Consider the following 21,163-nt stretch of genomic DNA (forward strand, 5'->3'; position numbering starts at 1 on the left):
ACGGGGCGAGTCAGTCGAACAGCACCCGCAGGGAGAAGGTCATCTCGTCGCCGGAGGCGGTGCCGCTCAGGCCCACGGCGCGCAGGGCCTGGAGGTTGGCCTTCTCCTCGCCCTGCATGCTCTTCAGGTAGAGGGGCTCGATCTTGTTGAGGTCGGCGAAAAGGGCGAAGGTCGCCTTGTCGCCGTCGGGGATGGCCTGCTTGAAGCTCTCGCTGTCGCCCAGCTCGCCGTCCTTGGACAGCGCGGCGGCGTACTCCTGGGTGCTGGCCACCGTGAACACGCCGTCGCCCGCGACCTTGCCGAGCTGCATGGGGGTGCCGGACTGGGAGAGCGCCTTCTCCAGCTTGCCGAAGACCGCCTGGGCCTTGGCCGGGTCGGTGGTGATCCGGGCGCCGACCCTGGGCTGGTTGTCGCTGAGGCCGTTGGCGTCCAGCGCGACGGTGAGGTTCTCGCCGAGCAGCGTCACCAGGTCGGCCGGGAGGGCCAGCCCGGTCTGCTGCTGGATCTGGGCGACGGACTGCTTGAGGCGTCCGCCGGCGGCCTGGTCGGCCGAATCGATGATCTTGGGCCACTGCTTGGCGACCGCGTCGCCGAGGCCGGAGATGGAGACCGCGCCGACGGTGGAGGCGGGCAGCCCGCCCATGCCGTTGGGGACCGGGTCCGCGAGGCCCTCGAGCGGCTTGGCGCCGCGGGTGACGCCGGCCACTTCGGCGTAGGAGCCGTCGAAGCGGAGCGCGGCGGCGATCCGGGCGTTCTTGAGGACGTCGAGGGCCGTGGTGTTGCTCTTGGACTCCTCGGGGAGGAACGGGATCATCCGTCCGGCGTTCACCCAGAACGACAGCACGCCGGTCTCGCCGAGCGCGCCCAGGTCGCCGGAGAAGTCGGCGTCGTCGGACAGCGGGGACGCCTGCGCGGCCTGGTCGGCCTCCGCCTTGGTCTCGGCCACCAGCGCGTAGTCGTCGCGGAAGGCGATTCCGTGCTCGTCGTCGCTCATCAGCTTGTCGATGCCGGCCTTGGCCTTGGCCTCGTCGGTGACCTGGATGGCGACCACGGGCCTCGGCTCGCCGCCGCTCTTGGCCGGCGGGAGCACCGCCACGCCGATCCGGCTGCCGAGCCACGGCTCGACGTCGGCGGCGTAGTCGACCTTGGCGAGATCCTTGTCGTTCTTCGTGAGCATCGAGTACAGCGCCTTGCGCGGGTCGTCGCCCTTGAAGGAGTCCCTGGTGTTCGAGAACTTCTGCGCGATCTGGAAGAGCGCGAGCTTCTGGCCGGCGGCGGGGTCGAGGTCCAGGCGGGCGTAGACGATGGCGTTGCCGGGCAGCACGTCGTGCGGCTGGGTGCCGCCGCCGCTGAGCAGGTTGACCGCGTAGAAGCCGCCGCCGCCCACCAGGGCGGCGATCAGGACGGCGATCCCCGTGATCAGCATGCCCTTGCCGCTCCTGGGCCCCTTGCGGCGGGCCGGAGGGGACGCGGGGTGGCCGGAGCCGAGGATCTCGGTGTTCTGCCCGCCGCCGTAGGGCGGCTGCTGGCCGTAGGCCGCCTGGCCCCCGTACTGCTGGCCGTAGGCCGCCTGGCCCCCGTACTGCTGGCCGCCGGAGGGCTGCTGGCCCGCGCCGTGGGACGCCTGGCCCCCGTACGGCTGCCCGCCGGAGGGCTGGCCCCCGTACTGCTGGCCTCCGTACTGCTGTCCGTAGGGCTGGCCTCCGGACGCCTGGTCACCGTAGGGCTGCTGGCCGTACGGCGTCTGCCCGGACGCCTGCTGCCCGTAGGACTGCTGTCCGTAGGGCTGGCCGGAAGGCTGGCCGTAGGGGGGCTGCTGGTGGGCGGCCTGCTCCTGCCCGCCGTACGGGGATCCCTGCCCGCCGTACGGTGAGGAGGGCTGCTGTCCGTAGGAGGGCTGGCCGTACACCTGGGTCTGGTCGTACCCGGAACCGCCCTGAGGGTGACCCGGCTGCGGCGGCTGCTGCGGGTAGCCGCCCTGCTGCGGGTGCCCCGAGGCGGGCGGTGGGACCCGCTGGGTGGCGTCGTTCCAGGGATAGGGGGACGTGCCGTCGGGCTGCCAGCCGGAGCCGGGAGGCTGGCCAGGGGGGTTGTTGGGAGACATGCTCTCTCACAATGTGGATTTAGTGGGTAAAGCGAAAATAGTGGACTTCGGTAGCCGGGCGCTTGCATTGCACTAACCGTGAGACCGCCTGTCAGGGCGGAGCCGGGGGCCGGAGCCTCTCGCGGGGGCGCGTCCCGTGTCCGGACGGCGAGGCGTCGGCGCAGGTCATGGTGGTGGTGAGAGGCCGGGGAGGCGGGGCCCGCCGGGAGTCGGTACAGTGAACGCTCTAGAACAAGGTTCGGGAGCGTGGATGACGAAGTTCGACGAGGCGACGCAGGCGATCCGGGTGGACGAGGCCACCTACGACGTGTGCCTGGACGCCGGCTACTCGATCGGCGGCCCCCTCAACGGCGGCTACCTCATGGCGGTGCTGCTGCGTGCCGCGGTGGACGCCTCCCCGCACGAGCACCCCGTCAGCACCGCGGCCCAGTTCCTGCGCGCCCCCGTCCCCGGCCCCGCCCAGGTGCGGCTGGAGCAGCTCAAGGCGGGCCGCACCGCGGCGATGACCCGTGCCACCCTCGTCCAGGACGGCGTCTCCTTCATCGAGGCCCTCGTGACGACGGCGACCCTCGGCGACGCCGCCCCCGACTGGACGGGCGAGCCCACGGCGGTCCTGCCGCCCGTCGAGGAGTGCGTCAGGCTGCCCGACCCCAAGCCGGAGTCGAACATGACGCTCAGCGCGCGGATGGACATGCGGTTCGACCCGCCCACCATCGGCTGGCTGCAGGGCAGGCCCACCGGCCGCCCCGAGGCCCGCGCCTACTTCCGGATGGCCGAGCCGCAGGACCCCGACCCCTACGTGCTGGCGCTGGCCGTCGACGCGCTCCCGCCCGTGGTGTTCTCCGCCGGGGCGCGCGGCTGGGCCCCCACCGTGGAGCTCACCTGGCACCTGCGCGCCCTGCCCGCGCCCGGCTGGCTCACCCTGGTCGGCGGCGGCAGGCTGATCAGCGACGGCTGGTTCGACGAGGAGGTCGAGGTCTGGGACTCCGCCGGACGGCTGGTCGCCCAGTCACGGCAGCTCGCCCGGGTGGGCCGCGGCTGAACCCTGTCCGGCGGCGGGCGCCGCTGTGACGATTATTACCGTGATCGGGGGCCCGGGGTCGCCTAACCTTGGGAACCGTGTCGCAAGCGAGCATCGGGATCTTCGACAGCGGGGTGGGCGGCCTCACGGTGGCCCGCGCCGTCATCGACCAGCTCCCGGACGAGTCCGTCCTCTACGTGGCCGACACGGCGCGGCAGCCGTACGGGCCCAAGACCATCGCGCAGGTCCGCGCCTACGCGCTGGAGGTGATGGACCACCTCGTCGAGCACGACGTCAAGATGCTGGTGATCGCGTGCAACACCGCCAGCGCCGCGGTGCTGCGCGACGCCCGCGAGCGCTACGGCGTGCCGGTCGTCGAGGTGATCCAGCCCGCGGTGCGCCGTGCCGTACGGGCGACCCGCAACGGCAGGGTCGGGGTGATCGCCACCCGGGCCACCATCGAGTCGATGGCCTACCACGACGCCTTCGCCGCCGCCCCCGACGTGCTGCTGACCGGGGTGGCCGCGCACCGGCTGGTGGAGTTCGCCGAGCGGGGCGAGACCATGAGCGACGAGCTCATCGAGGTCGTTCGCGACTACCTCAAGCCGGTGCTGGCCGACGGCTGCGACACGCTGATCCTGGGCTGCACGCACTACCCGCTGCTGGCCGGGCCGATCGCCTACGTGGCGGGGGACGGCGTCACGCTGGTATCCAGCGCCGACGAGACCGCCAAGGACGTCTACCGGATCCTGCACGACCGGGGGCTCGCCGCGGCCTCCGGCACGCCCCGGCACCGGTTCCGCACCACCGGCGACACCGGGCTCTTCGAACGGCTCGGGCGGCGGTTCCTCGGGCCGGAGATCGAGGCGGTGGAGTTCGCGGCGCTGGACGACGGCCCCGGCGGGAGCCTCGTGGAAGCTGGGGAGACGCCGTGAAGGTGACGATCGTCGGATGCTCGGGGAGCTTCCCCGGGCCGGACAGCCCCTCCTCCTGCTACCTGCTGGAGGCCGAGGGGTTCCGCATGCTGCTGGACCTCGGCAACGGCTCGCTGGGCGCGCTGCAGCGCCACATCGGCCTCTACGACGTGGACGCGATCTGCCTGTCCCACCTGCACGCCGACCACTGCCTCGACATGTGCTCCTACCACGTGGTGCGCACCTACTCCCCGCAGGGACCGCACCCGAGGGTGCCGGTCCACGCGCCCGCCGACGCCCCCCGGCGGCTGGCCGGCGCCTACGGCATGCCCGACGAGCCGGGCATGGAGACCTCCTTCGACTTCGCGCCGCTGACCCCCGGCACGTTCGAGGCGGGCCCGTTCCGGGTGACGGCCGCGCCGATGAACCACCCGGTCGAGACCTACGGCTTCCGCGTCTCGTACGGCGGGCGCTCGGTGGCCTACTCCGCCGACACCGGGGAGACCGCCGAGCTGGTCCGGCTGGCAGCCGACGCCGACCTGCTGCTGTGCGAGGCCAGCTTCCCCGACGTCCCGGGACTGCCCGCCGATCTGCACCTCACCGGACGCCAGGCCGCCGAGCACGCGGCCAGGGCGGGGGTGGGCGCGCTGGTGCTGACCCACCTGGTGCCCTGGCACGACCCGGCCCGCATCCTCGCCGACGCCTCCCGGGCCGGTTTCCCCGGACGGATGGAACTCGCGCGGAGCGGCGCCGTCTATGACCTAGGGTGATGCCATGGCTCGTGCAGATGGACGCTCCCCTGACCAACTCCGCCCCGTCACCATCACCCGTGACTGGCTGACGCACGCCGAGGGCTCGGTGCTCGTCGAGTTCGGCGGCACCAGGGTGCTGTGCGCCGCGACCGTGCAGGACAGCGTGCCGCGCTGGCGGCGGGGCAGCGGCCAGGGCTGGGTCACCGCCGAGTACGCCATGCTGCCCCGGTCGACGAACACCCGCAACGACCGCGAGTCGGTGCGCGGCAAGATCGGCGGCCGGACGCACGAGATCTCCCGGCTGATCGGCCGCTCGCTGCGCGCCTGCGTCGACTACAAGATCCTGGGCGAGAACTCCGTCGTCATCGACTGCGACGTCCTGCAGGCCGACGGCGGCACCCGTACGGCGGCCATCACCGGCGCCTACGTCGCGCTGGCCGACGCGGTGAAGTGGATGCGCGAGCGGAAGATGTGCTCGGGCAACCCGCTGGTCGAGTCGGTCGCCGCGGTGTCCGTCGGCGTCGTCGGCGCGACTCCGCTGCTCGACCTCTGCTACACCGAGGACGTCGCCGCCGAGACCGACATGAACGTGGTGATGACCGGCTCCGGCGCGTTCGTCGAGGTCCAGGGCACCGCCGAGGGCCGGCCGTTCGACCGCGCGGCGCTGGACGAGCTGCTCGACCTCGGCGCCGCCGGGTGCGCGGAGCTGACCCGCCTGCAGAAGGAGGCCCTGGCGTGAGCGCCGGAGCGGCGTCACCCGCGAACCCGGGGGCCCCGGCGGCCGCGGGCCGGGTGGTGCTGGCCACCCGCAACGCCGGGAAGATCACCGAACTGCGCCGCATCCTGGCCGAGGCCGGGGTGCCGGTAGAGATCGTCGGCCTGGAGGAGTTCCCCGAGATCGGCGACGTCCCCGAGACTGGCCTGTCCTTCGCGGAGAACGCCCTGCTCAAGGCGCACGCGGTCGCCCGCGCCTCCGGTCTGCCCGCGATCGCCGACGACTCGGGCCTGTGCGTGGACGCGCTGAACGGCATGCCCGGCATCTTCTCGGCCCGCTGGTCGGGCAGGCACGGCGACGACCTCGCCAACCTGGAGCTGCTGCTCGCGCAGGTGTCCGACGTGCCGGCCGCGCACCGGGGCGCGCACTTCGCGTGCGCCGCCGCGCTGGCCCTGCCGGACGGGCGGGAGCGGGTGGCCGAGGGCGCGATGCACGGCGTGATCGTCGACGCGCCGCGCGGCACCGGCGGCTTCGGCTACGACCCGATCTTCGTGCCCGAGGGCGAGAGCCGGACGAGCGCCGAGCTGTCGGCGGCGGAGAAGGACGCCATCAGCCACCGGGGCCGCGCCTTCCGCGCCCTGGTCCCGATCCTGGCGGAGACGCTCTCCGGCGCGGCGGGCTCGTAGCCGGGCCCGCGTGCGGCCGGGGAGGGGCCGGACCGCGCGTCCCCAGGCCGGTCCCGTAATCGGCGCGTAAGATCCCGGTCCCGCCGCCGGGCGTAGCGTCGGAGGCATGAGGAGTGACAACCGCCTGCCCGTCTGGGCCTCGGCGCTGATCGGACTGGTGACCGGCGCGGTGGCGATCGGGGTCTCGCTGCTGGCGGCGGGGCTGGTGAAGGCGTCGGCCTTCCCGGTCTTCGCGGTCGGCAACGCCGCCGTCGATCTCACCCCGGCCGGGCTGAAGGACTTCGCGATCCGGACCTTCGGCGAGAACGACAAGCCGGTCCTGCTGGCGGGCATCTTCGCCGTCATGGCCGTGCTCGCCGTCGCCGTGGGCGTCTCCGCCGCCCGGGACCTCCGGTACGGCCTGGCGGGGCTGGCGGCCTTCGGGGTCGTCGGACTGGCCGCCGTGCTGACCCGTCCCGATGCCGGCCCGGTGGATGCGATCCCCACCGTCGCCGGGGTCGCGGTGGGCGCGATCGCGCTGCGGGCCCTGCTGAGACGCGCCTCCGCCGCCAGGCCCGACGACACCCGTCCGGAGGAGGCCCGGCCCGGCGAGGCGGTGGGGCCGCCGGTCATGCGGGCCGGGCGCGACCGGTACGCGGTGAACCGGCGCGGGCTGCTGACCGGCGTGCTCGGCGGCGCCGCCGTCGCCGGGGTGAGCGGCCTGGCCGGCCGGGCTCTGTCGGGCCGGTCGGAGGTGAGCGCCGCCCGGGTGGGCCTGGCACTGCCCCGCCCGGCCGTGCCGGCGAAGCCGCTCCCGGCCGGGACGGATCTGCGGATCAGGGGCCTGACGCCGTTCGTCACCCCCAACCGCGACTTCTACCGGGTGGACACCGCGATCGTCGTGCCGCAGGTCGATCCGCGCGACTGGACGCTGCGGATCGGCGGCATGGTGGACCGGCCGGTCGAGCTCACCCTGGCCGACCTGCTCAAGCGGCCCCTGGTGGAGGAGGACGTCACGCTGTGCTGCGTCTCCAATCCGGTCGGCGGTCACTACATCGGCAACGCCCGCTGGCTGGGCGCGCGGCTGGCCGACGTGCTGCGCGACGCGGGGGTGCGGAGCGGAGCGGACATGCTGCTCAGCACCTCCGCCGACGGCTGGACCTGCGGCACGCCGCTCGACGTCGTCCTCGACGGCCGCGACGCCCTGCTGGCCGTCGCCATGAACGGCGAGGCGCTCCCAGTCGACCACGGCTTCCCGGTCCGTCAGGTCGTGCCCGGTCTGTACGGGTACGTCTCGGCGACCAAGTGGGTCACCGAGATCAAGGTGACCCGCTTCGACCAGGACACGGCCTACTGGACGACCCGGGGATGGGCGGAGAAGGGGCCGATCAAGACGCAGTCGCGCATCGACCTGCCGAGGGACGGCGGGAGCGTCCCGGCGGGCCGTACCGTGATCGCGGGTGTCGCCTGGGCGCAGCACCGGGGGGTGGACGCCGTCGAGGTGCGGGTCGACGGCGGGTCGTGGCTCCGGGCCAGGCTGGCCGAGGCGCCGACCGCCGACACCTGGCGTCAGTGGGTGGTCGACGACTGGGACGCCGTCCCGGGCCGGCACACCATCGAGGTGCGGGCCACGGACGCCGCCGGATACACCCAGACCGCCCAGCGGGCCCCGGTCACACCCGACGGCGCCACCGGCTGGCACGCCGTCACGGTCACCGTCACCTGAGCGTTCCACCTCACGGCCCGCCGTGGACCCGGCTCCCGGCCGGGTACGGCCCGGCCGGGTCTCGGGGCGTCAGCCGTTGATCCCGGCGGGACCGCTCCCGCCGCCGCCGCCGGTGTTGATATCCCCGCCATCACCGATACGGCCCGGGTTGACACCGGGGCCGCTCCTGGCCGGGCCCCCGACGTGGCCGCCGCGCCGGGCGCGGCATTTGGCGGGATGCTTGGCCTCCGAGCAGGGCTTGGCGACGTTGACCTGGGACGATGCCGAGGAGAACGGTCCGGCCTCCAAGGAGGGCCCACCGAGTCCGTCCGACGCCACCGCCGGGACGGCGAGGAGGGAGACGAACATCGCCCCCGCGGAGAGGGCGTATCTGATCGTCGTCATGGTCATCACTCCCTGTCTGGTTCCGGTGCCCGGGCGGTGCCCGGACCGGGGAACGGTCAGCCGTCGATCCCGCCGGGGCCGCCCGGGCCGCCGGGCTGTCCGGGGGTGCCGTCGTCCCCGTGGATGCCGGGGGGCCTTCGGCGGGCGGTACAGGTCCGGGCCGAGGCATGGAAGGCGGCGGACTAGCCGTGGCGATGCCTGAGGCACCTGCTGGAGTTCCGCCTGCTCGGGCAGGTACCGTCGTCCCTCGCGACGATCGGGGCGGTGACCGGGGCGGCCCGCACGGCGGAGCCGGCCGGTGCGGTCCCGGCCATGGCGGCCCCGGCCGCCGGGACGGCGAGCAGGGAGGCGAGCACCGCCCCCGCGAAGAGGGTGTGCCTGATCGTCATGGACATCACTCCGTCCGGCCTTCGGGGTCCGGGTGCGGCCCGGCCCGGCGAACCGCCGGGCCGTCGCCTCAACCGACGCCGTCCCGGCCTGGGAACCTCGTGTCCCACGGTAGGCACGGCGGGCCCCGGAGGTCGTCCAGGGGCGATCAAAGCCTTGCGCACGGCTTATTACCAATGAGTAACCATCTGTGACCGCATGCGTCGAATCGATCACGGAAAGTGACACGGGCCGAGTGGGGCATCGGCACCGTCGCGCGCCGGGCCGGGGGCCGCGGGTAACGCCCCGGTAGGTCGCCCCGTCGCCGGCCGGCCGCGGAACGCTCCGGTGCGCGTCCCCCGGTTCGGTCAACTCGCCCGCCGGTCTGGTCAACTCCCCCGCGCGGCAGGCGGGGGGCCCCTAGCATCGGGCCCGGACGGATGGGCGAGGGGGACGCATGACGCGGTTGTTTCTGCCCGAGGGGGTCTACAACCCCGTCGTGGCCGCGGACGGGCGGCGGTGGCGCGACTTCGAACTGGACGGCTCGCAGCCGCTCCCGGTTCCGGCCGCGCCGCCACGCGAGCCGGAGCCGGCGCGCTGGCGGCCGCTGCTGCTCGACCGGTGCCGGCCGTACGGCGTGGCGGGCGGGCTGGCGATGCCCGACCCGCAGACCCAGGAGGACGTGACGCGGGCGGTGCCGCTGACCGGGCGGGGCGTGCCGCGGCGCTTCCCCGACCCGCGCGGCATGTGGATCAGGCTGGTCAACGGCGCCGGTCCCGCCGAGGACCCATTCCGGGCGACCAACGCGGTGGACTGCGCGCTGGCGGTGCTGTCCACCTGGTACGGCGCGCCCGCGGTGGCGGCCCCCCGGCGGCCCGAGTACGACCGCGCCGGCAAGCCGCTGCTCACCGGGGAGGCCGGGGGAGTGGCCCGCGCCGAGCGGTGGCTGGGCCAGCGCTTCCGGTACGTCGGGCAGGGGCGGCAGGCCTACGTCCCGATCGCGCAGGCGCTGCTGTCCGGCGGGCACGGCTCGTGCGCGGTCATCATGAACCGGTGGCCGGGCGGCGGCAGCCACGCCTGGAACGCGGTCAACTTCTCGGGCGAGGTGATCTGGATCGACGCGCAGCGGGGCCACATGTCGGTGGAGCCGCCGTACGGGTCGGTCGCCGGGGTCTTCTGCGTGGTGGTCGACGCGGATGGGCGGCGGCTGTGAACCCCATCGATGTCATCGACGCGGAGGAGGGGCCGTGAACCTCGACCAGGCCAGGGCGATCGCCGAGGAGTACTTCAACGGCGTCCGCCGTCCCGGCTCCGCCGTGGAGATCCGGCTCCACGGCTTCGGCGGCGGCTACGTCGCCTGGGCGGTGGAGCCCGAGCCCGACGACCCCGGGGTGCTGCCCGACACCGTCGGCGGCGGCTGCGTGGTGATCGACAAGTACACCGGGGAGCTCGCCATCCGGCCGCTGCTCCACCCCGAGTCGGTCGCCGAACAGTGGCCCGGCCCCCGCCTCCGATAGGTCGCTGCCTTCAGGAGCACGATTCTTGGAAACGTGCTCCTGAAAAGAGCGATCATGCGGTTCTGAGGAGAACGGCCGGGGCGCCGCCCCCGCGGGCGCCCCGGCCGTTCCCCGCGCGCACTCCGTCCGGCGCACTCCGCGCACCGCCCCTAGCGGACGCCCGGTCGCGGTGCCGGCCGGTCAGCCGGTGGCGAGGGAGCCGACGATGGAGGCGCGGGCGGCCCGGCGGGCCGGCAGCACGGCGGCGACGACCCCGGCCAGGCCCGACAGCGCCACGAACGCCAGGATCTGCGTGACCGGCACCTGGAAGGCGACGTCCTCGGCCATCGTCCGCGTCGCGGCCCAGCCGAACCCGACGCCGAGCGCCACGCCGACCAGCGCGCCGATGAGCCCCAGGATCAACGCCTCCACGGTGAGCATCCGCCGCAGCTGGGGCCGGGTCAGGCCGAGCGCCCGCAGGAGTGCCGACTCCCGGGTCCGCTCGTGGACCGACAGTGAGAGCGTGTTGGCGATGCCCAGCAGGGAGATGAGCACCGCCAGGCCCAGCAGGCCGGTGATGATCATCACCATCATGTCGAGCGACTCCTCGAACTCGCCGCGGACGTCGGCCGCGCTGGCGACCTTCGCCGTCGGGTACGGCCGCGCCGCCGCCTCGACCACCCGGCGGCCCACGTCGGCGCCGACGCCGTCCCGGGCGTTGATCATCAGCCGGCTGTCGCCGACCGCGCCGAAGTAGCGGTCGAAGTCACCCGCCGGAACGGTGACCGGCGGCAGGACGCCCGAGTCGGGGTCGAAGGTGGCCACGACCCGCAGGCTCACCGTGCCGGCCTCGGCGGTCCGCACGCCGATCCGGTCGCCGGTCTTCAGCTTCAGGCTGGTGGCGACGTTCCGGTTGACGACCGCCGTCCCGGGCGTGAGCAGGGCGATCGACCCCTCGTCGAGCTTCGGCCGGAAATCCGGCGCCGGGGTGAAGGTCCCCACCCGGAACTCGGCGCCGCGGTCCCCGACTTCGGTGGTCTTCTCGCGGAACGCCGCGACCGAGGCGAGCTCGGGCCGCTTCCGGAGGCCCTCGCCCAGGGCGCGGGGCATCGTGGAGTCGCGGTCCTGCGGCTGCACCAGGTAGTCCACCGGGAACTGCTCGTCGAGCCGTTCGGTGAAGGTCACCCGTATGGTGCCGGTGATGACGGCGATGAGGGTCATCAGCGTCACGCCCACGGTGAGCGCCACGGTCGTGGTGGCCGACCGGCGGGGGTTGCGGCCGGAGTTGTCCATCGCGAGCCTGCCGGGCACCCCGGCGAGCTTCGCGGGCAGCCAGCCGACCAGCGCGCCGAGCGGCCTGACGAGCACCGGGCCGATGATCAGCACGCCCAGGAAGAAGACCGTGCCGCCGCCCATGACGACGAACAGAGCGGACTCGCCGGGGCCCATGGCGATCCCGGCCGCGGTGACGCCCGCTCCGGCGAGCAGGAACAGCGCCGCCAGGGCCGTCCGGACGACTCCGGTCCGGAAGACGTGCTCCTCGACCTGCGAGCGCAGCGCCGCGATCGGCGCGACCCGCGTCGCCGTCCGGGCCGGCAGCAGCGCCGAGCCCACGGTGACGACGACGCCCAGGGCCACGGCCAGCCCGATCGTGCGCGGCGACAGCGCCGGTGCCGTGCCGGTGGGCAGCGGCGCGCCGAACGAGGTCAGCGCGGCGAGCGCCCCCAGGCTCAGGCCGTAGCCGAGCAGCAGCCCGAGGGCCGAGGAGAGCAGGCCGACCACCGTCGACTCCAGCAGGACCGAGCCGAAGACCTGCCTGCGGGTGGCGCCGATGCAGCGCAGCAGCGCCATCTCCCTGGTCCGCTGGGCGACGAGGATGGTGAAGGTGTTGTAGATCACCAGGGCGGCGACGAACATCGCCACCAGGCCGAACAGCAGCAGGCCCGTCTTGAGGACCCCGGTGTCCGCGCCATTCCGCTTCACCAGGTCGTCGGCGAACCTCTCCCCGGTCATGACCTGGTAGCCGGATCCCAGGGCGGCGGCGACCGCCGCGCGGGCCCGCTCCTGGGAGACGCCCTCGACGGCCGCGACGTCGATCTCGGTGAAGGCGCGCTGCCCGGTCATCCGCTGCGCCATGGCGGTGGTGTAGCCGACCGCGCCGGTGTAGCCGAGCTCCTGGTCGAGGCCGACGTCGAACAGGCCGACCAGCGTGAACTCGTGCCGGGCCTCGCGCGAGTCGAGCACCGTGATCCGGTCGCCGACCTTGAAGCCGCGGGTCCTGGCGGTGTTCTCGTCGAGTACGGCCTGCGCGTCGGTCCTCGGCGCCGCGCCGCTGGTGATCTCGGTGCGGTTCAGCGGGCCCTCGACGACGGAGACGCCGGAGGTGGGGTAGTCGCCGGCGGCCTTACCGTCCTTGCCGATCAGGGCGGAGGTGCCCCGGACCAGCCCCTGGGCGTCGGCGACCCCGCCGATGGCGCGGATCTTCTCCAGAACCGCCGCCGGGACGCGCTCCGGCTCCCGGCCGTCCGCGCCGGGGCCGGGCAGCACGGCGACGTCGATCCTGTCGGCCGCCGCGCCGAACCGCTGACTGAAGCCCGCGTCGATGGTGTCGGTGAGCACGAACGTGCCCGCGATGAAGCCCACGCCCAGCGCGATCGCCAGCGAGGTGAGCAGCAGGCGCAGCCGGTGCGCCAGCAGCCCGGCCAGTGTCGCCTTGATCATCTCCTCAGGCCTCCAGCTTCATCAGCGTGTCCAGCACACTCTGCGGCGTCGGCCGGTGGATCTCGCTGACCAGCAGGCCGTCACGGAGGAACACCACGCGGTCGGCGTAGGAGGCGGCCACCGGGTCATGGGTGACCATCACGATCGTCTGGCCGAGCTCGCGCACCGACGTGCGCAGGAAGGCCAGCACCTCGGCGCCGCTGCGGGAGTCGAGGTTGCCGGTCGGCTCGTCGGCGAAGATGACCTGCGGCTTGCTGATCAGCGCCCTGGCCACGGCCACCCGCTGCTGCTGGCCGCCGGACAGCTCCGCCGGCCGGTGCCCGAGCCGGTCGCGCAGGCCCACGGTCTCCACCACGCGGTCGAACAGGTCCTGGTCGGCCTGGCGGCCGGCGATGTCCAGCGGGAGCCGGATGTTCTGCTCGGCGGTCAGCGTCGGCAGCAGGTTGAACGCCTGGAAGATGAAGCCGATCCGTTCGCGGCGCAGCAGGGTGAGCCGCTTGTCGTCCAAGCCGGTCAGCTCGACGTCACCGATGTGCACCTGTCCGTCGCTGACCGTGTCGAGGCCCGCCAGGCAGTGCATCAGCGTGGACTTCCCGGACCCGGACGGCCCCATGATCGCGGTGAAGGCGCCGGTCGCGAAGGAGACGTCCACCCCGCGCAGCGCGTGCACGGCCGCGTCCCCCCGGCCGTAGCTCTTCGTCAGCCCCTTCGCGACCACGGCGGGCGCCGCGTTCTCCCGCGCGCCCCGCGCGCCGATCTCGCCACCGGTGAGGGTCACGTCAACTCTCCTTGCGACAACAACGTTCATTACCGGGAAAACGCTATTGCCAGGGGGAACGCCTGCCATCGGGCTGCGGGACGGACCTGTCCTCCACCGGAGGGCTCGTACGCGGCGGCCGTTCCCACCGCCGGAGTAGCCCGGCATCGGCCATTCGGCCGACCCGGCGGGCGGGGTCAGCCGGCCGAGTTCGGGGTGACCAGGCCGCTCTCGTAGGCGTACACCACCACCTGCGTCCGGTCCCGCAGGCCCAGCTTGGCCAGGATCCGGCCCAGGTGCGTCTTGACCGTCGCCTCGGCCAGGACCAGCCGACCGGCGATCTCGGCGTTCGACAGCCCCCGCGCCACCAGCACCAGCACCTCGCGTTCCCGCGCGGTGAGACCGTTCAGCGCCGCCGGCTCCGCCGTACCCGGCGAGGGGAGGTGTACGGCGAAGCGCTCCAGCAGCCGCCGCGTCGTGCTCGGCGCCACCACCGCGTCGCCGCTGTGCACCGACCGGATCGCGCTGACGAGGTCGGCGGGCGGCACGTCCTTGAGCAGGAACCCGGCCGCGCCCGTCTTCAGCGCGGCGAACGCGTACTCGTCCAGGTCGAAGGTGGTGAGGATCAGCACCCGCGGCCCGTCCGGCTCGGCGCGGATCAGCCGGGTCGCCTCCACCCCGTCCATGACGGGCATCCGCACGTCCATCAGCACGACGTCCACCCCGGTCGTCCGCGCGGCCCGGACCGCCGCGGCGCCGTCGCCCGCCTCCGCGACGACCTCGATGTCGGGCTGGGCCCCGAGCACCATGCGGAACCCCGTCCGCAGCAGCTCCTGGTCGTCCACCAGCATCACGCGGATCACGTCCCGCCCACCTCCTCGCTCAACCCTCGTCCGACCCTCGATCAGCCTTTGCTCAGTTTCGCTCAACCGGCCGCGGGCTCGCCCACCGGCAGCCGCGCCGTCACCTGGAACCCGCCACCGGGCCGGGGCCGGGCGTCGACGCTCCCGCCGAACACCGCGGCCCGCTCCCGCATGCCGACCAGGCCGTGACCGTCCGGGCTGCGGGGGGCCGCGGCGCCGCGGCCGTCGTCGGTCACCCGCAGCAGCAGCTCGCGCGCGCCGTACTCCATCTCGACCGTGGCCCGCGTGCCGGGACCGCCGTGTTTGAGGGTATTGGTCAGCGCCTCCTGGACGATCCGGTACACCGTCAGCTCCTCCCCCTCGGGAAGGGCCTGGCGGTCCCCGGCGATGCGCAGGTCCACCGGCAGGCCGGAGGAGCGGACCCGCGCCACCAGCTCGTCGAGCTGGGAGAGGCCGGGCTGCGGGGTGTACTCCTCGGTGGTGTCGTCGGCCCGCAGCACGCCGACCATCCTGCGCATCTCGGCCAGGGCCCGCCGTCCGGTGGCGGAGATCGTCCTCATCGCCTCGCGGGCCGTGTCGGGGTCGCCGCCGCCCAGCGCGTAGCCGGCGCCGTCGGCCTGGACGATCATCACGCTGACGTTGTGCGCGACCACGTCGTGGAGCTCGCGGGCGATCCTGGCCCGCTCGGCCGCGGCGGCCAGCCGGGCCTGCTGGTCGCGCTCGCGCTCGGCCCGCTCGGCCCGCTCCTCCAGCCCCTCCAGGTAACGGCGGCGGGTGCTGGTGTAGATCCCGGTGATCCAGATGGCCATGACGAACACCGAGGCGCTGGCGAAGGGCTTGCCCTCGAACTCGCCGGGGAGCCGGACGAGGGCCAGGAAGATGCCCAGTTCGGAGGTGAGCAGCGCGCCGATCGCCCAGCGCGGAGCGCGGTACGCCGCCACGCCGTACATGGCGATGAGCACGGAGAGGTTGAAGAACAGCGGCTGCACGCCGGCGAGCCACTGGGCGAAGCTGAGCAGCGAGATGGTCGCGAACACCGCCAGCGGGCGGCGGCGCATCCAGAACAGGGGCGCCACCAGCGCCGTCGCGAGCGCGAGGAACCCCCAGGAACCGAGGTCCCGGCCGAGCGGGCTGACGTTCCCGGAGCGGATCAGCTCCGCGTTGACGACCGAGAGCAGCAGGAACGGCGCCAGCCACAGGAGGCCCACGACCGCCGGATGCCGCCGGCTCCAGGAGTGCAGTCTGCCGAACACATCCCCACGATACGTATGGGCGGATCGGTCCCCTTCCGCCTCAGGGTGGAGCGCGGTGTACGACCCAGGTAGCACATTTTGTACGGCTTACGTGTGCTTTACCGCTCCTTGGGCATCATGGTGTCCGGGAGCACCCTCCGGGGTGAGTAAAGGGAGACCGTTGGTGATGGCGGATCGCAGCGCCGGGCCGCGCGATGGTGAGGACGCACCGCGCGGCCCGGCGACTCGGGAGACGTCCGCCCGCCGGTCCGGCGACTCGGGAGAACCCGCCGGCCGGTGACGATGGGAGAGCGCGAAGCGGCCCCGGCCCCTGGGGAGGGGGCCGGGGCCGTCGCGGTCACGTGACGGACGGGCCGCCACGCCGGAACCGCCGGATCAGGACTTGGTGATCTTCACGTCGTCGACACCGGCCTCGATGAGGCTCGCCGTCGAGGCGTCGGCCGTCTCGACCAGCAGGCGGACCGTCTGGCCCGCGTAGGACGACAGGTTCACCGTCGCCGTCTGCCAGGCCCCGGCCCGGTCGGAGGCCGCGCCCAGCTGCTGGAACACCACGGTGTTCGAGCTGCCGCTCACCACGCGGACCCGGAAGTAGTCGCTGCTGCTCGCGTTGTTCAGGTGCGCCAGGTACCAGGAGAACGTCAGCGTCAGCGTCCCGGACGGCAGCGCGATCTCCGGCGAGCGGACGCTCGTCAGGCCGCCGTCCACGTCGTAGTCGCCCGCCGCGGTGCCCGCCAGCCGGCCGGTGACCAGGTCGTTGGACCCGCTGACGGTGGTGCCGAGCTGCAGCGTCACACCCGAGGAGGTCGCCGCCGGGTCACCGCGCTCCCACTTGCCGGTGGTGGCGGTGTCGGTGCCGCCCGCGTTCACCGTCCAGCCCAGGTCGGTCTCGAAGGTGTCGCTGAAGACGACGTTGCCCGACGTGCCGACCGTGAGGGCGAACGTGGCCGTGTGGTCCACGCTGGCGCCGTCACCGGTGACGATCACGTTGTAGGTGCCCGAGGCGGTGCCCGCCGGAACCGAGATCGTCATGGTGGAGGAGGCGCCCGAGGTCACCGACGCCGGGCTGAAGGACGCGGTCGCCCCGGACGGCAGGCCGGAGGCCGAGAACGTCACGCTCTGCGCGCTGCCCGAGGTGGTCTGCGTGCCGACCGTCGAGGTCGCCTGCTGGCCGGCCTGCACACTGGCCGAGGACGGGTTCAGCGTCATCGAGAAGTCGTTGCTCGTCGAGCCGCACGAGGTGGGCTCACCCGAGGCGGCCGGGACGTTGACGGCGTTCCACGCGGCCTTGGTCGCGTTGAACTCGGTGCAGGAACCCGGGAACAGCTGGATCGCCGCCTCCAGGCTCGCCTTGCGGACGAGCTGGTGGGTCCACGTCGTGGTCTTGCGGTTCAGCGCGCCCATGAAGATCTGGCCGGCCTTCTGGATGCCGACCCCGGTGACCGCCGTGCCGTTGCAGGTCGGGCTGACCGGCTGGCCGTTGGTCGGGTTGGACCCCATCGAGAGCAGGTAGAACCAGTGGTTCTGCACGCCCGCCCCGGCGTGCACCTCCAGGTTCGGCACCGAGGAGGAGTAGCAGTCGGGGTGGCCGGAGATCTGCGACGGCTTGTGCATGTAGCGGATCGGGCCGTTTCCGACGAGGTTGACCTCCTCGCCCACGCTGAGGTCCGGCGGGTCGTACTGCGCGGGCTCGTTGGCGTAGAACTCCGTCAGCGCGCCGAAGACGTCACCGGTGGACTCGTTGAGCCCGCCCTTCTCGTTGCCGCCGGTCGAACCGCCCGGCGTGGTCTGGAAGATCGCGTGCCCGAACTCGTGGGCCACCACGTCGATCGGCGTCGCCTGGCGCTGGTTGTCCTGCGAGTGGCCGAAGTTGGTGTAGCTGCCGTTCCAGTAGGCGTTGACGTCGCTCAGGCCGACCCGAGCGGGGAAGCCGCTGCCGCTGCCGTTGATGCCGTCGCGGCCGAGCCAGTTCTTGAGCATGTCCCATTCCTGGGCCACCGCGTACATGGCGTCCACGCACGCGGTCTCCAGGTTGGTGCCCGAGCCGTTGCCCCAGCTGTCGTCCGTACCGGTGTAGGCGGTGCCGCCCTGGCCGCCGCAGCGGATGCCCGGGCGGGCCGGGTCGGTCATGGAGTACGACGTCCCGGAGCCGGTGGTGCCGATGGTGACCGGGCCGTTGTAGTAACTCGATCCCGAGCCGTCCCTGACCTCGTCCGACTTCTCGGCGACCTCACCGGTCACCGCGTCGACGAAGACGTGCATCTTGCTCTCGCGGCCGCGGTCGGCGCCGGTCACCAGGACCTCGTAGGCCAGCCGGCCCCGTCCCTGAGCCATCACCGACAGCTTCGGCGCGGCCACCTCGGCGGGGTCGCTGATCTGCGTCCGGGCGATCTCGGCGGCCTTCGCCGCGTCGATCTTCGGGGTGGTCGCGACGCTCAGCGGCTCGGTCTGGGCGACCGACGTGCTCAGCACGCCGCCGGCGGCGTTCGTCACGACCACGAAGTCGCCGCCGTAGACCGGCAGGCCGGCGTAGGTGCGCTGGTAGGCGATGTAGCTGAGCCCGTCCTTGGTGGCGAGAGCGCTGTGGCGCAGGAAACGGTCCTTGGGAGAGGCCCGCAGGATCGCCGGTTCTGACTCCACCAGGCGGTCGGCGGCCTGGGCGGGAGTGTCGGGGGAGGAGGCCGGCGGAGCCTGGGCGATCAGCCCGGCGGCTCCGGCGGACGGGGCGGACAGTGCCACGGCGAGGCTTGACGCCGAGGCAACGAGCGCAAACGCGACAGAGCGTTTCACGCGGGTGCTCCTTTGCTGAGCGGCGGCCACGGGATCTTTTTTGGGGGGTTGTCCGTGGTCCGCCGTGGTGCACGGTGGCGAGTCCCGGAGCGCGTTCACGCACGCTGCGCGCCTGGCGATGGTGAACGGCGGAGGGGAGAGACTCGTCGGTAGCACTGGGGCTGAGAGGATTTGACCCTGCGGAGAGATCGCCGTCAATATCTCGGTCAAAAGAGGAATTTTCACGATTTGGTGACGGAAAGCGATTGCTGCGCGGAGCCCCTGTTCACAGACTCGGCCCGCCGTTCACCACCGGGTTCCGGCGTTCACAATCCCCTCCGGCTGAGCGCCGCGCGCGGCGGGCCGGCCGGATACGGCGGGCCGTTGGGCCGGCGGCGTACGGCCGGAACCATTCGGCGGGCCGTTGGGCCGGCGGTCGGTGGCCGGACCGTTCCGGCGGGTCATCGAACCGGTAACGGGTGGCGGAAACAATCCGGCGGACCGTTGAACCGGCGGCGGAGCGCCGGAACCGCCCGGCACCATCTGCCCGACGAACCGCGACCTGATCAGCCACCTGCGCCCCGGAGGGCTCGTCCCAGTGGGATTCCGGGAGACCCCGCCCGCACCGGACCTCCCGGACCGGTTCGGCGCCGAACCCGACGAGTACGCCGACCTCGCGGGCGCCGTGACATATGGCTCAACGGCTACCGCGGCGTCCTGGGCTTCGTCACCCTCCTGCTGCGCCGTACCGGCTGAGGTCACGGCCCGGGATACGGCCGGCCGCCGGCCGGGTGCCGGCGGCGCGTTCCTCCTCCAGGGTCGTCTCACGCAGCAGCCGCAGCGCCTCACGAATGACCGCGGACCTCGACCTGGCGCCCTTCTTCTCCCGGTGGTACTCGATGAAGAAAGCGTCCTGCGGTGAGACGGTCACGGCGGTGTCCACGGATCTCAGAACCGCCGAGTTGTTTTCGATTCTTTTGTGGGGCCGACGGGATTCGAACCCGCTCTGTACAGTACCTAAAACTGCCGCCTCTACCGTTGGGCTACGGCCCCTGCTTTTTCCCGCGAAATTCTCTGTCTGAGAATGGCAGTTCGGGCAGAGAAAACGCAAGTTGTTTATTCTGTTGTCGAGCCGGTCGCCGTTGATGTGATCGACGTGCAGGGTCAGGTTCCGGCCCTGCCAGACTCCCTCGATCTTACAGCCAGCACACTGGTACGGCATCCCGACGGCCAGAAGGCTCCCCCGGAGCCGGCCCGCGTTGGAGCGTGGGCTGCCCTTCGGCCATATGGCGAGGATCTGCTCCGGGCGGCGGCGCCTGGGTGAGGGCTGGCCTTTGTTGGGGGCGACCCTTCGGAAGTGGGACGTGTCGATGCCGAAGCGCTTCAGCTGGCGGCTGACGTGGGCGTGGTTGCCTCCGGCGACCGTCACGCCCAGGCGGCGGAGGACCTCGGTGACGCTGAGGGATTCCGCCGCCGCCTCGGCCGGCATTTCGGGGGTGTATTTGTATTTGATGGGCACGTGCCGAGGGTGGACGGTGTGACCGACAATTCTCGGGGTGCGATCAAATGGCGATAAAAGGGTAGAAAAGTTATTCGCCCACGCCCAGCTCCCGGCGGAGACGCGCGACGTGGCCGGTGGCCTTCACGTTGTAGAGAGCCTTTTCGATTTTGCCGTCGGCGTCGATGACGAAGGTGGAGCGCAGCACTCCGACGATGGTCTTGCCGTACATCGTCTTCTCACCGTGCGCGCCGTACGCCTTGTGGACCTCCAGTTGCGGGTCCGACAGCAGCGGGAAGGTCAGCGCGTCGCGCTCGGCGAACTTCGCCAGCCTGGCGGGGGAGTCCTTCGACACCCCCAGTACGGCGAAGCCGGCGGCGGCCAGCGAGTCGAGGCTGTCGCGGAAGTCGCAGGCCTGCTTGGTGCAGCCCGGGGTCATCGCGGCGGGATAGAAGTACAGGATCACCCGCCTGCCGCGCAGACCCTCCAGGGAGACGGTCGTGCCGTCGGCGGCGGGAAGGGCGAAGTCCGGGGCGGCGTCGCCGGGCTCGAGTTTCATGGTGTCCCTTCGTGGAATCGTTCCCGGGTCAACTTACCGGTCGGCCCGAAGTGTCGTCGGGGGGACGGACCTGACAGACTGATCGATGTCAAGGGCGAGGAGAGGAGAGCCATGGCGGACACCGATCCCATGGAGCTGGAGCGGCGCATCGCGCGGACCCGTGCCGAGTTGGCCCAGACGGTGGATGCCATCGCCGACCGGGTGAGCCCGAAGAACGTCGCGCGCCGGACGGTCGCCAAGGCCGAGTCGGACGCCAGGCGGTTCCTGGTCTCGGTGGGCGAGCGGGTGGGCGAGGCGGTCGGGCTGAACCCGCGGCCGGTGCGGCCGGGGGAGGAGTCCGAGGACCTCTGGGCGGGGGAGCAGCGGGAGCTCGCGGAGCTCGCGGAGCTCGGGCCGATCCTGGTGGGTGTGGGCGCGGTGCTCGCGGTCAGCGCGGCGGTCCTGCTCTGGCGGCGGCGGCGCCGCTGACCGGGTGACCGGGTGACCGGGCGGCGGGCCGTACGGGCGGCGTCGCCAGGGAAGCAAGACGCCAGGGAAGCAAGACGCCGGGGAAGCAAGACGCCGGGGAAGCAAGACGCCGGGGAAGCAAGACGCCGGGGAAGC

19 protein-coding genes, 1 tRNA gene and 1 pseudogene are annotated in these 21,163 nt (G+C 72.7%); 9 read left to right on the plus strand and 12 right to left on the minus strand.

Features of this window, described 5'->3' with window-relative positions:
* Positions 1-10 precede the first annotated feature (10 nt).
* The gene (locus AB0D67_RS06375) at positions 11-2,104 is read right to left on the minus strand and encodes a DUF3352 domain-containing protein (protein WP_362930559.1); all 2,094 of its coding nucleotides are present in this window, start codon (positions 2,102-2,104) and stop codon (positions 11-13) included.
* Between the two features lie 250 nt (positions 2,105-2,354).
* Here AB0D67_RS06375 and AB0D67_RS06380 point away from each other — a divergent pair, with 250 nt between their 5' ends.
* The 6 genes from AB0D67_RS06380 to AB0D67_RS06405 all read left to right on the plus strand — a co-directional run bounded on the left by AB0D67_RS06380 (position 2,355) and on the right by AB0D67_RS06405 (position 7,897).
* The gene (locus tag AB0D67_RS06380) at positions 2,355-3,146 is read left to right on the plus strand and encodes a thioesterase family protein (RefSeq protein ID WP_362930561.1); all 792 of its coding nucleotides are present in this window, start codon (positions 2,355-2,357) and stop codon (positions 3,144-3,146) included.
* A 77-nt stretch (positions 3,147-3,223) separates the two neighbouring features.
* The gene (murI, locus tag AB0D67_RS06385) at positions 3,224-4,060 is read left to right on the plus strand and encodes a glutamate racemase (protein WP_362930563.1); all 837 of its coding nucleotides are present in this window, start codon (positions 3,224-3,226) and stop codon (positions 4,058-4,060) included.
* Positions 4,057-4,809, plus strand: coding sequence for an MBL fold metallo-hydrolase (locus tag AB0D67_RS06390; protein WP_362930565.1), 753 nt, complete (start codon positions 4,057-4,059; stop codon positions 4,807-4,809). The genes murI and AB0D67_RS06390 overlap by 4 nt, the downstream gene beginning before the upstream one ends.
* Positions 4,810-4,813: 4 nt before the next feature.
* Positions 4,814-5,530 (plus strand): ribonuclease PH, encoded by a 717-nt coding sequence (gene rph, locus AB0D67_RS06395; RefSeq protein ID WP_362930567.1) that lies wholly within the window; start codon positions 4,814-4,816, stop codon positions 5,528-5,530.
* A complete protein-coding gene (gene rdgB / locus AB0D67_RS06400) occupies positions 5,527-6,192 on the plus strand; it encodes an RdgB/HAM1 family non-canonical purine NTP pyrophosphatase (protein ID WP_362930569.1) in 666 nt (221 codons plus the stop codon). The genes rph and rdgB overlap by 4 nt, the downstream gene beginning before the upstream one ends.
* 106 nt (positions 6,193-6,298) lie before the next feature.
* On the plus strand, positions 6,299-7,897 hold the full coding sequence (locus AB0D67_RS06405) for a molybdopterin-dependent oxidoreductase (protein ID WP_362930571.1): 1,599 nt from the start codon (positions 6,299-6,301) through the stop codon (positions 7,895-7,897).
* 69 nt (positions 7,898-7,966) lie between these two features.
* Here AB0D67_RS06405 and AB0D67_RS06410 read toward each other — a convergent pair whose 3' ends face one another.
* A complete protein-coding gene (locus AB0D67_RS06410) occupies positions 7,967-8,281 on the minus strand; it encodes a hypothetical protein (RefSeq protein ID WP_362930573.1) in 315 nt (104 codons plus the stop codon).
* Positions 8,282-8,463: 182 nt separating this feature from the next.
* Positions 8,464-8,670, minus strand: a complete 207-nt coding sequence (locus tag AB0D67_RS06415) for a hypothetical protein (RefSeq protein ID WP_362930575.1) — start codon at positions 8,668-8,670, stop codon at positions 8,464-8,466.
* A 434-nt stretch (positions 8,671-9,104) separates the two neighbouring features.
* Between AB0D67_RS06415 and AB0D67_RS06420 the strand changes: the two genes are divergently transcribed.
* Entirely contained in the window at positions 9,105-9,860 is a 756-nt protein-coding gene (locus tag AB0D67_RS06420) for a toxin glutamine deamidase domain-containing protein (RefSeq protein WP_362930577.1), read from the plus strand.
* Positions 9,861-9,894: 34 nt separating this feature from the next.
* Positions 9,895-10,164: a PepSY domain-containing protein gene (locus AB0D67_RS06425; RefSeq protein ID WP_362930579.1), complete on the plus strand. Its 270-nt coding sequence runs from the start codon at positions 9,895-9,897 to the stop codon at positions 10,162-10,164.
* A 180-nt stretch (positions 10,165-10,344) separates the two neighbouring features.
* Here the strand turns inward: AB0D67_RS06425 and AB0D67_RS06430 are convergent, their stop codons facing one another.
* The 9 genes and pseudogenes from AB0D67_RS06430 to bcp all read right to left on the minus strand — a co-directional run bounded on the left by AB0D67_RS06430 (position 10,345) and on the right by bcp (position 20,560).
* A complete protein-coding gene (locus AB0D67_RS06430) occupies positions 10,345-12,864 on the minus strand; it encodes an FtsX-like permease family protein (RefSeq protein WP_362930581.1) in 2,520 nt (839 codons plus the stop codon).
* A gap of 4 nt (positions 12,865-12,868) precedes the next feature.
* Complete coding sequence (locus AB0D67_RS06435) at positions 12,869-13,642, minus strand: ABC transporter ATP-binding protein (RefSeq protein WP_362930582.1); 774 nt, start codon at positions 13,640-13,642, stop codon at positions 12,869-12,871.
* Positions 13,643-13,818: 176 nt separating this feature from the next.
* On the minus strand, positions 13,819-14,484 hold the full coding sequence (locus AB0D67_RS06440) for a response regulator transcription factor (protein WP_362930584.1): 666 nt from the start codon (positions 14,482-14,484) through the stop codon (positions 13,819-13,821).
* 62 nt (positions 14,485-14,546) lie between these two features.
* Positions 14,547-15,737, minus strand: a complete 1,191-nt coding sequence (locus AB0D67_RS06445; protein WP_362930586.1) for a histidine kinase — start codon at positions 15,735-15,737, stop codon at positions 14,547-14,549.
* 375 nt (positions 15,738-16,112) lie between these two features.
* Positions 16,113-18,473 (minus strand): M4 family metallopeptidase, encoded by a 2,361-nt coding sequence (locus tag AB0D67_RS06450; RefSeq protein ID WP_362930588.1) that lies wholly within the window; start codon positions 18,471-18,473, stop codon positions 16,113-16,115.
* Between the two features lie 757 nt (positions 18,474-19,230).
* On the minus strand, positions 19,231-19,446 hold the full coding sequence (locus tag AB0D67_RS06455) for a ribbon-helix-helix protein, CopG family (RefSeq protein ID WP_362930590.1): 216 nt from the start codon (positions 19,444-19,446) through the stop codon (positions 19,231-19,233).
* Positions 19,447-19,483: 37 nt separating this feature from the next.
* Positions 19,484-19,556 (minus strand) — tRNA-Leu (locus tag AB0D67_RS06460).
* 28 nt (positions 19,557-19,584) lie between these two features.
* Positions 19,585-19,992 (minus strand): annotated as a pseudogene (locus AB0D67_RS06465) (HNH endonuclease); the annotation flags it as partial.
* Positions 19,993-20,092: 100 nt separating this feature from the next.
* Positions 20,093-20,560, minus strand: a complete 468-nt coding sequence (gene bcp / locus AB0D67_RS06470; RefSeq protein ID WP_362930592.1) for a thioredoxin-dependent thiol peroxidase — start codon at positions 20,558-20,560, stop codon at positions 20,093-20,095.
* A 111-nt stretch (positions 20,561-20,671) separates the two neighbouring features.
* Between bcp and AB0D67_RS06475 the strand changes: the two genes are divergently transcribed.
* A complete protein-coding gene (locus AB0D67_RS06475) occupies positions 20,672-21,028 on the plus strand; it encodes a DUF3618 domain-containing protein (protein WP_362930594.1) in 357 nt (118 codons plus the stop codon).
* Positions 21,029-21,163: the final 135 nt, after the last annotated feature.

This window comes from Streptosporangium sp. NPDC048047 (assembly GCF_040653115.1).
Taxonomy (GTDB): domain Bacteria; phylum Actinomycetota; class Actinomycetes; order Streptosporangiales; family Streptosporangiaceae; genus Streptosporangium.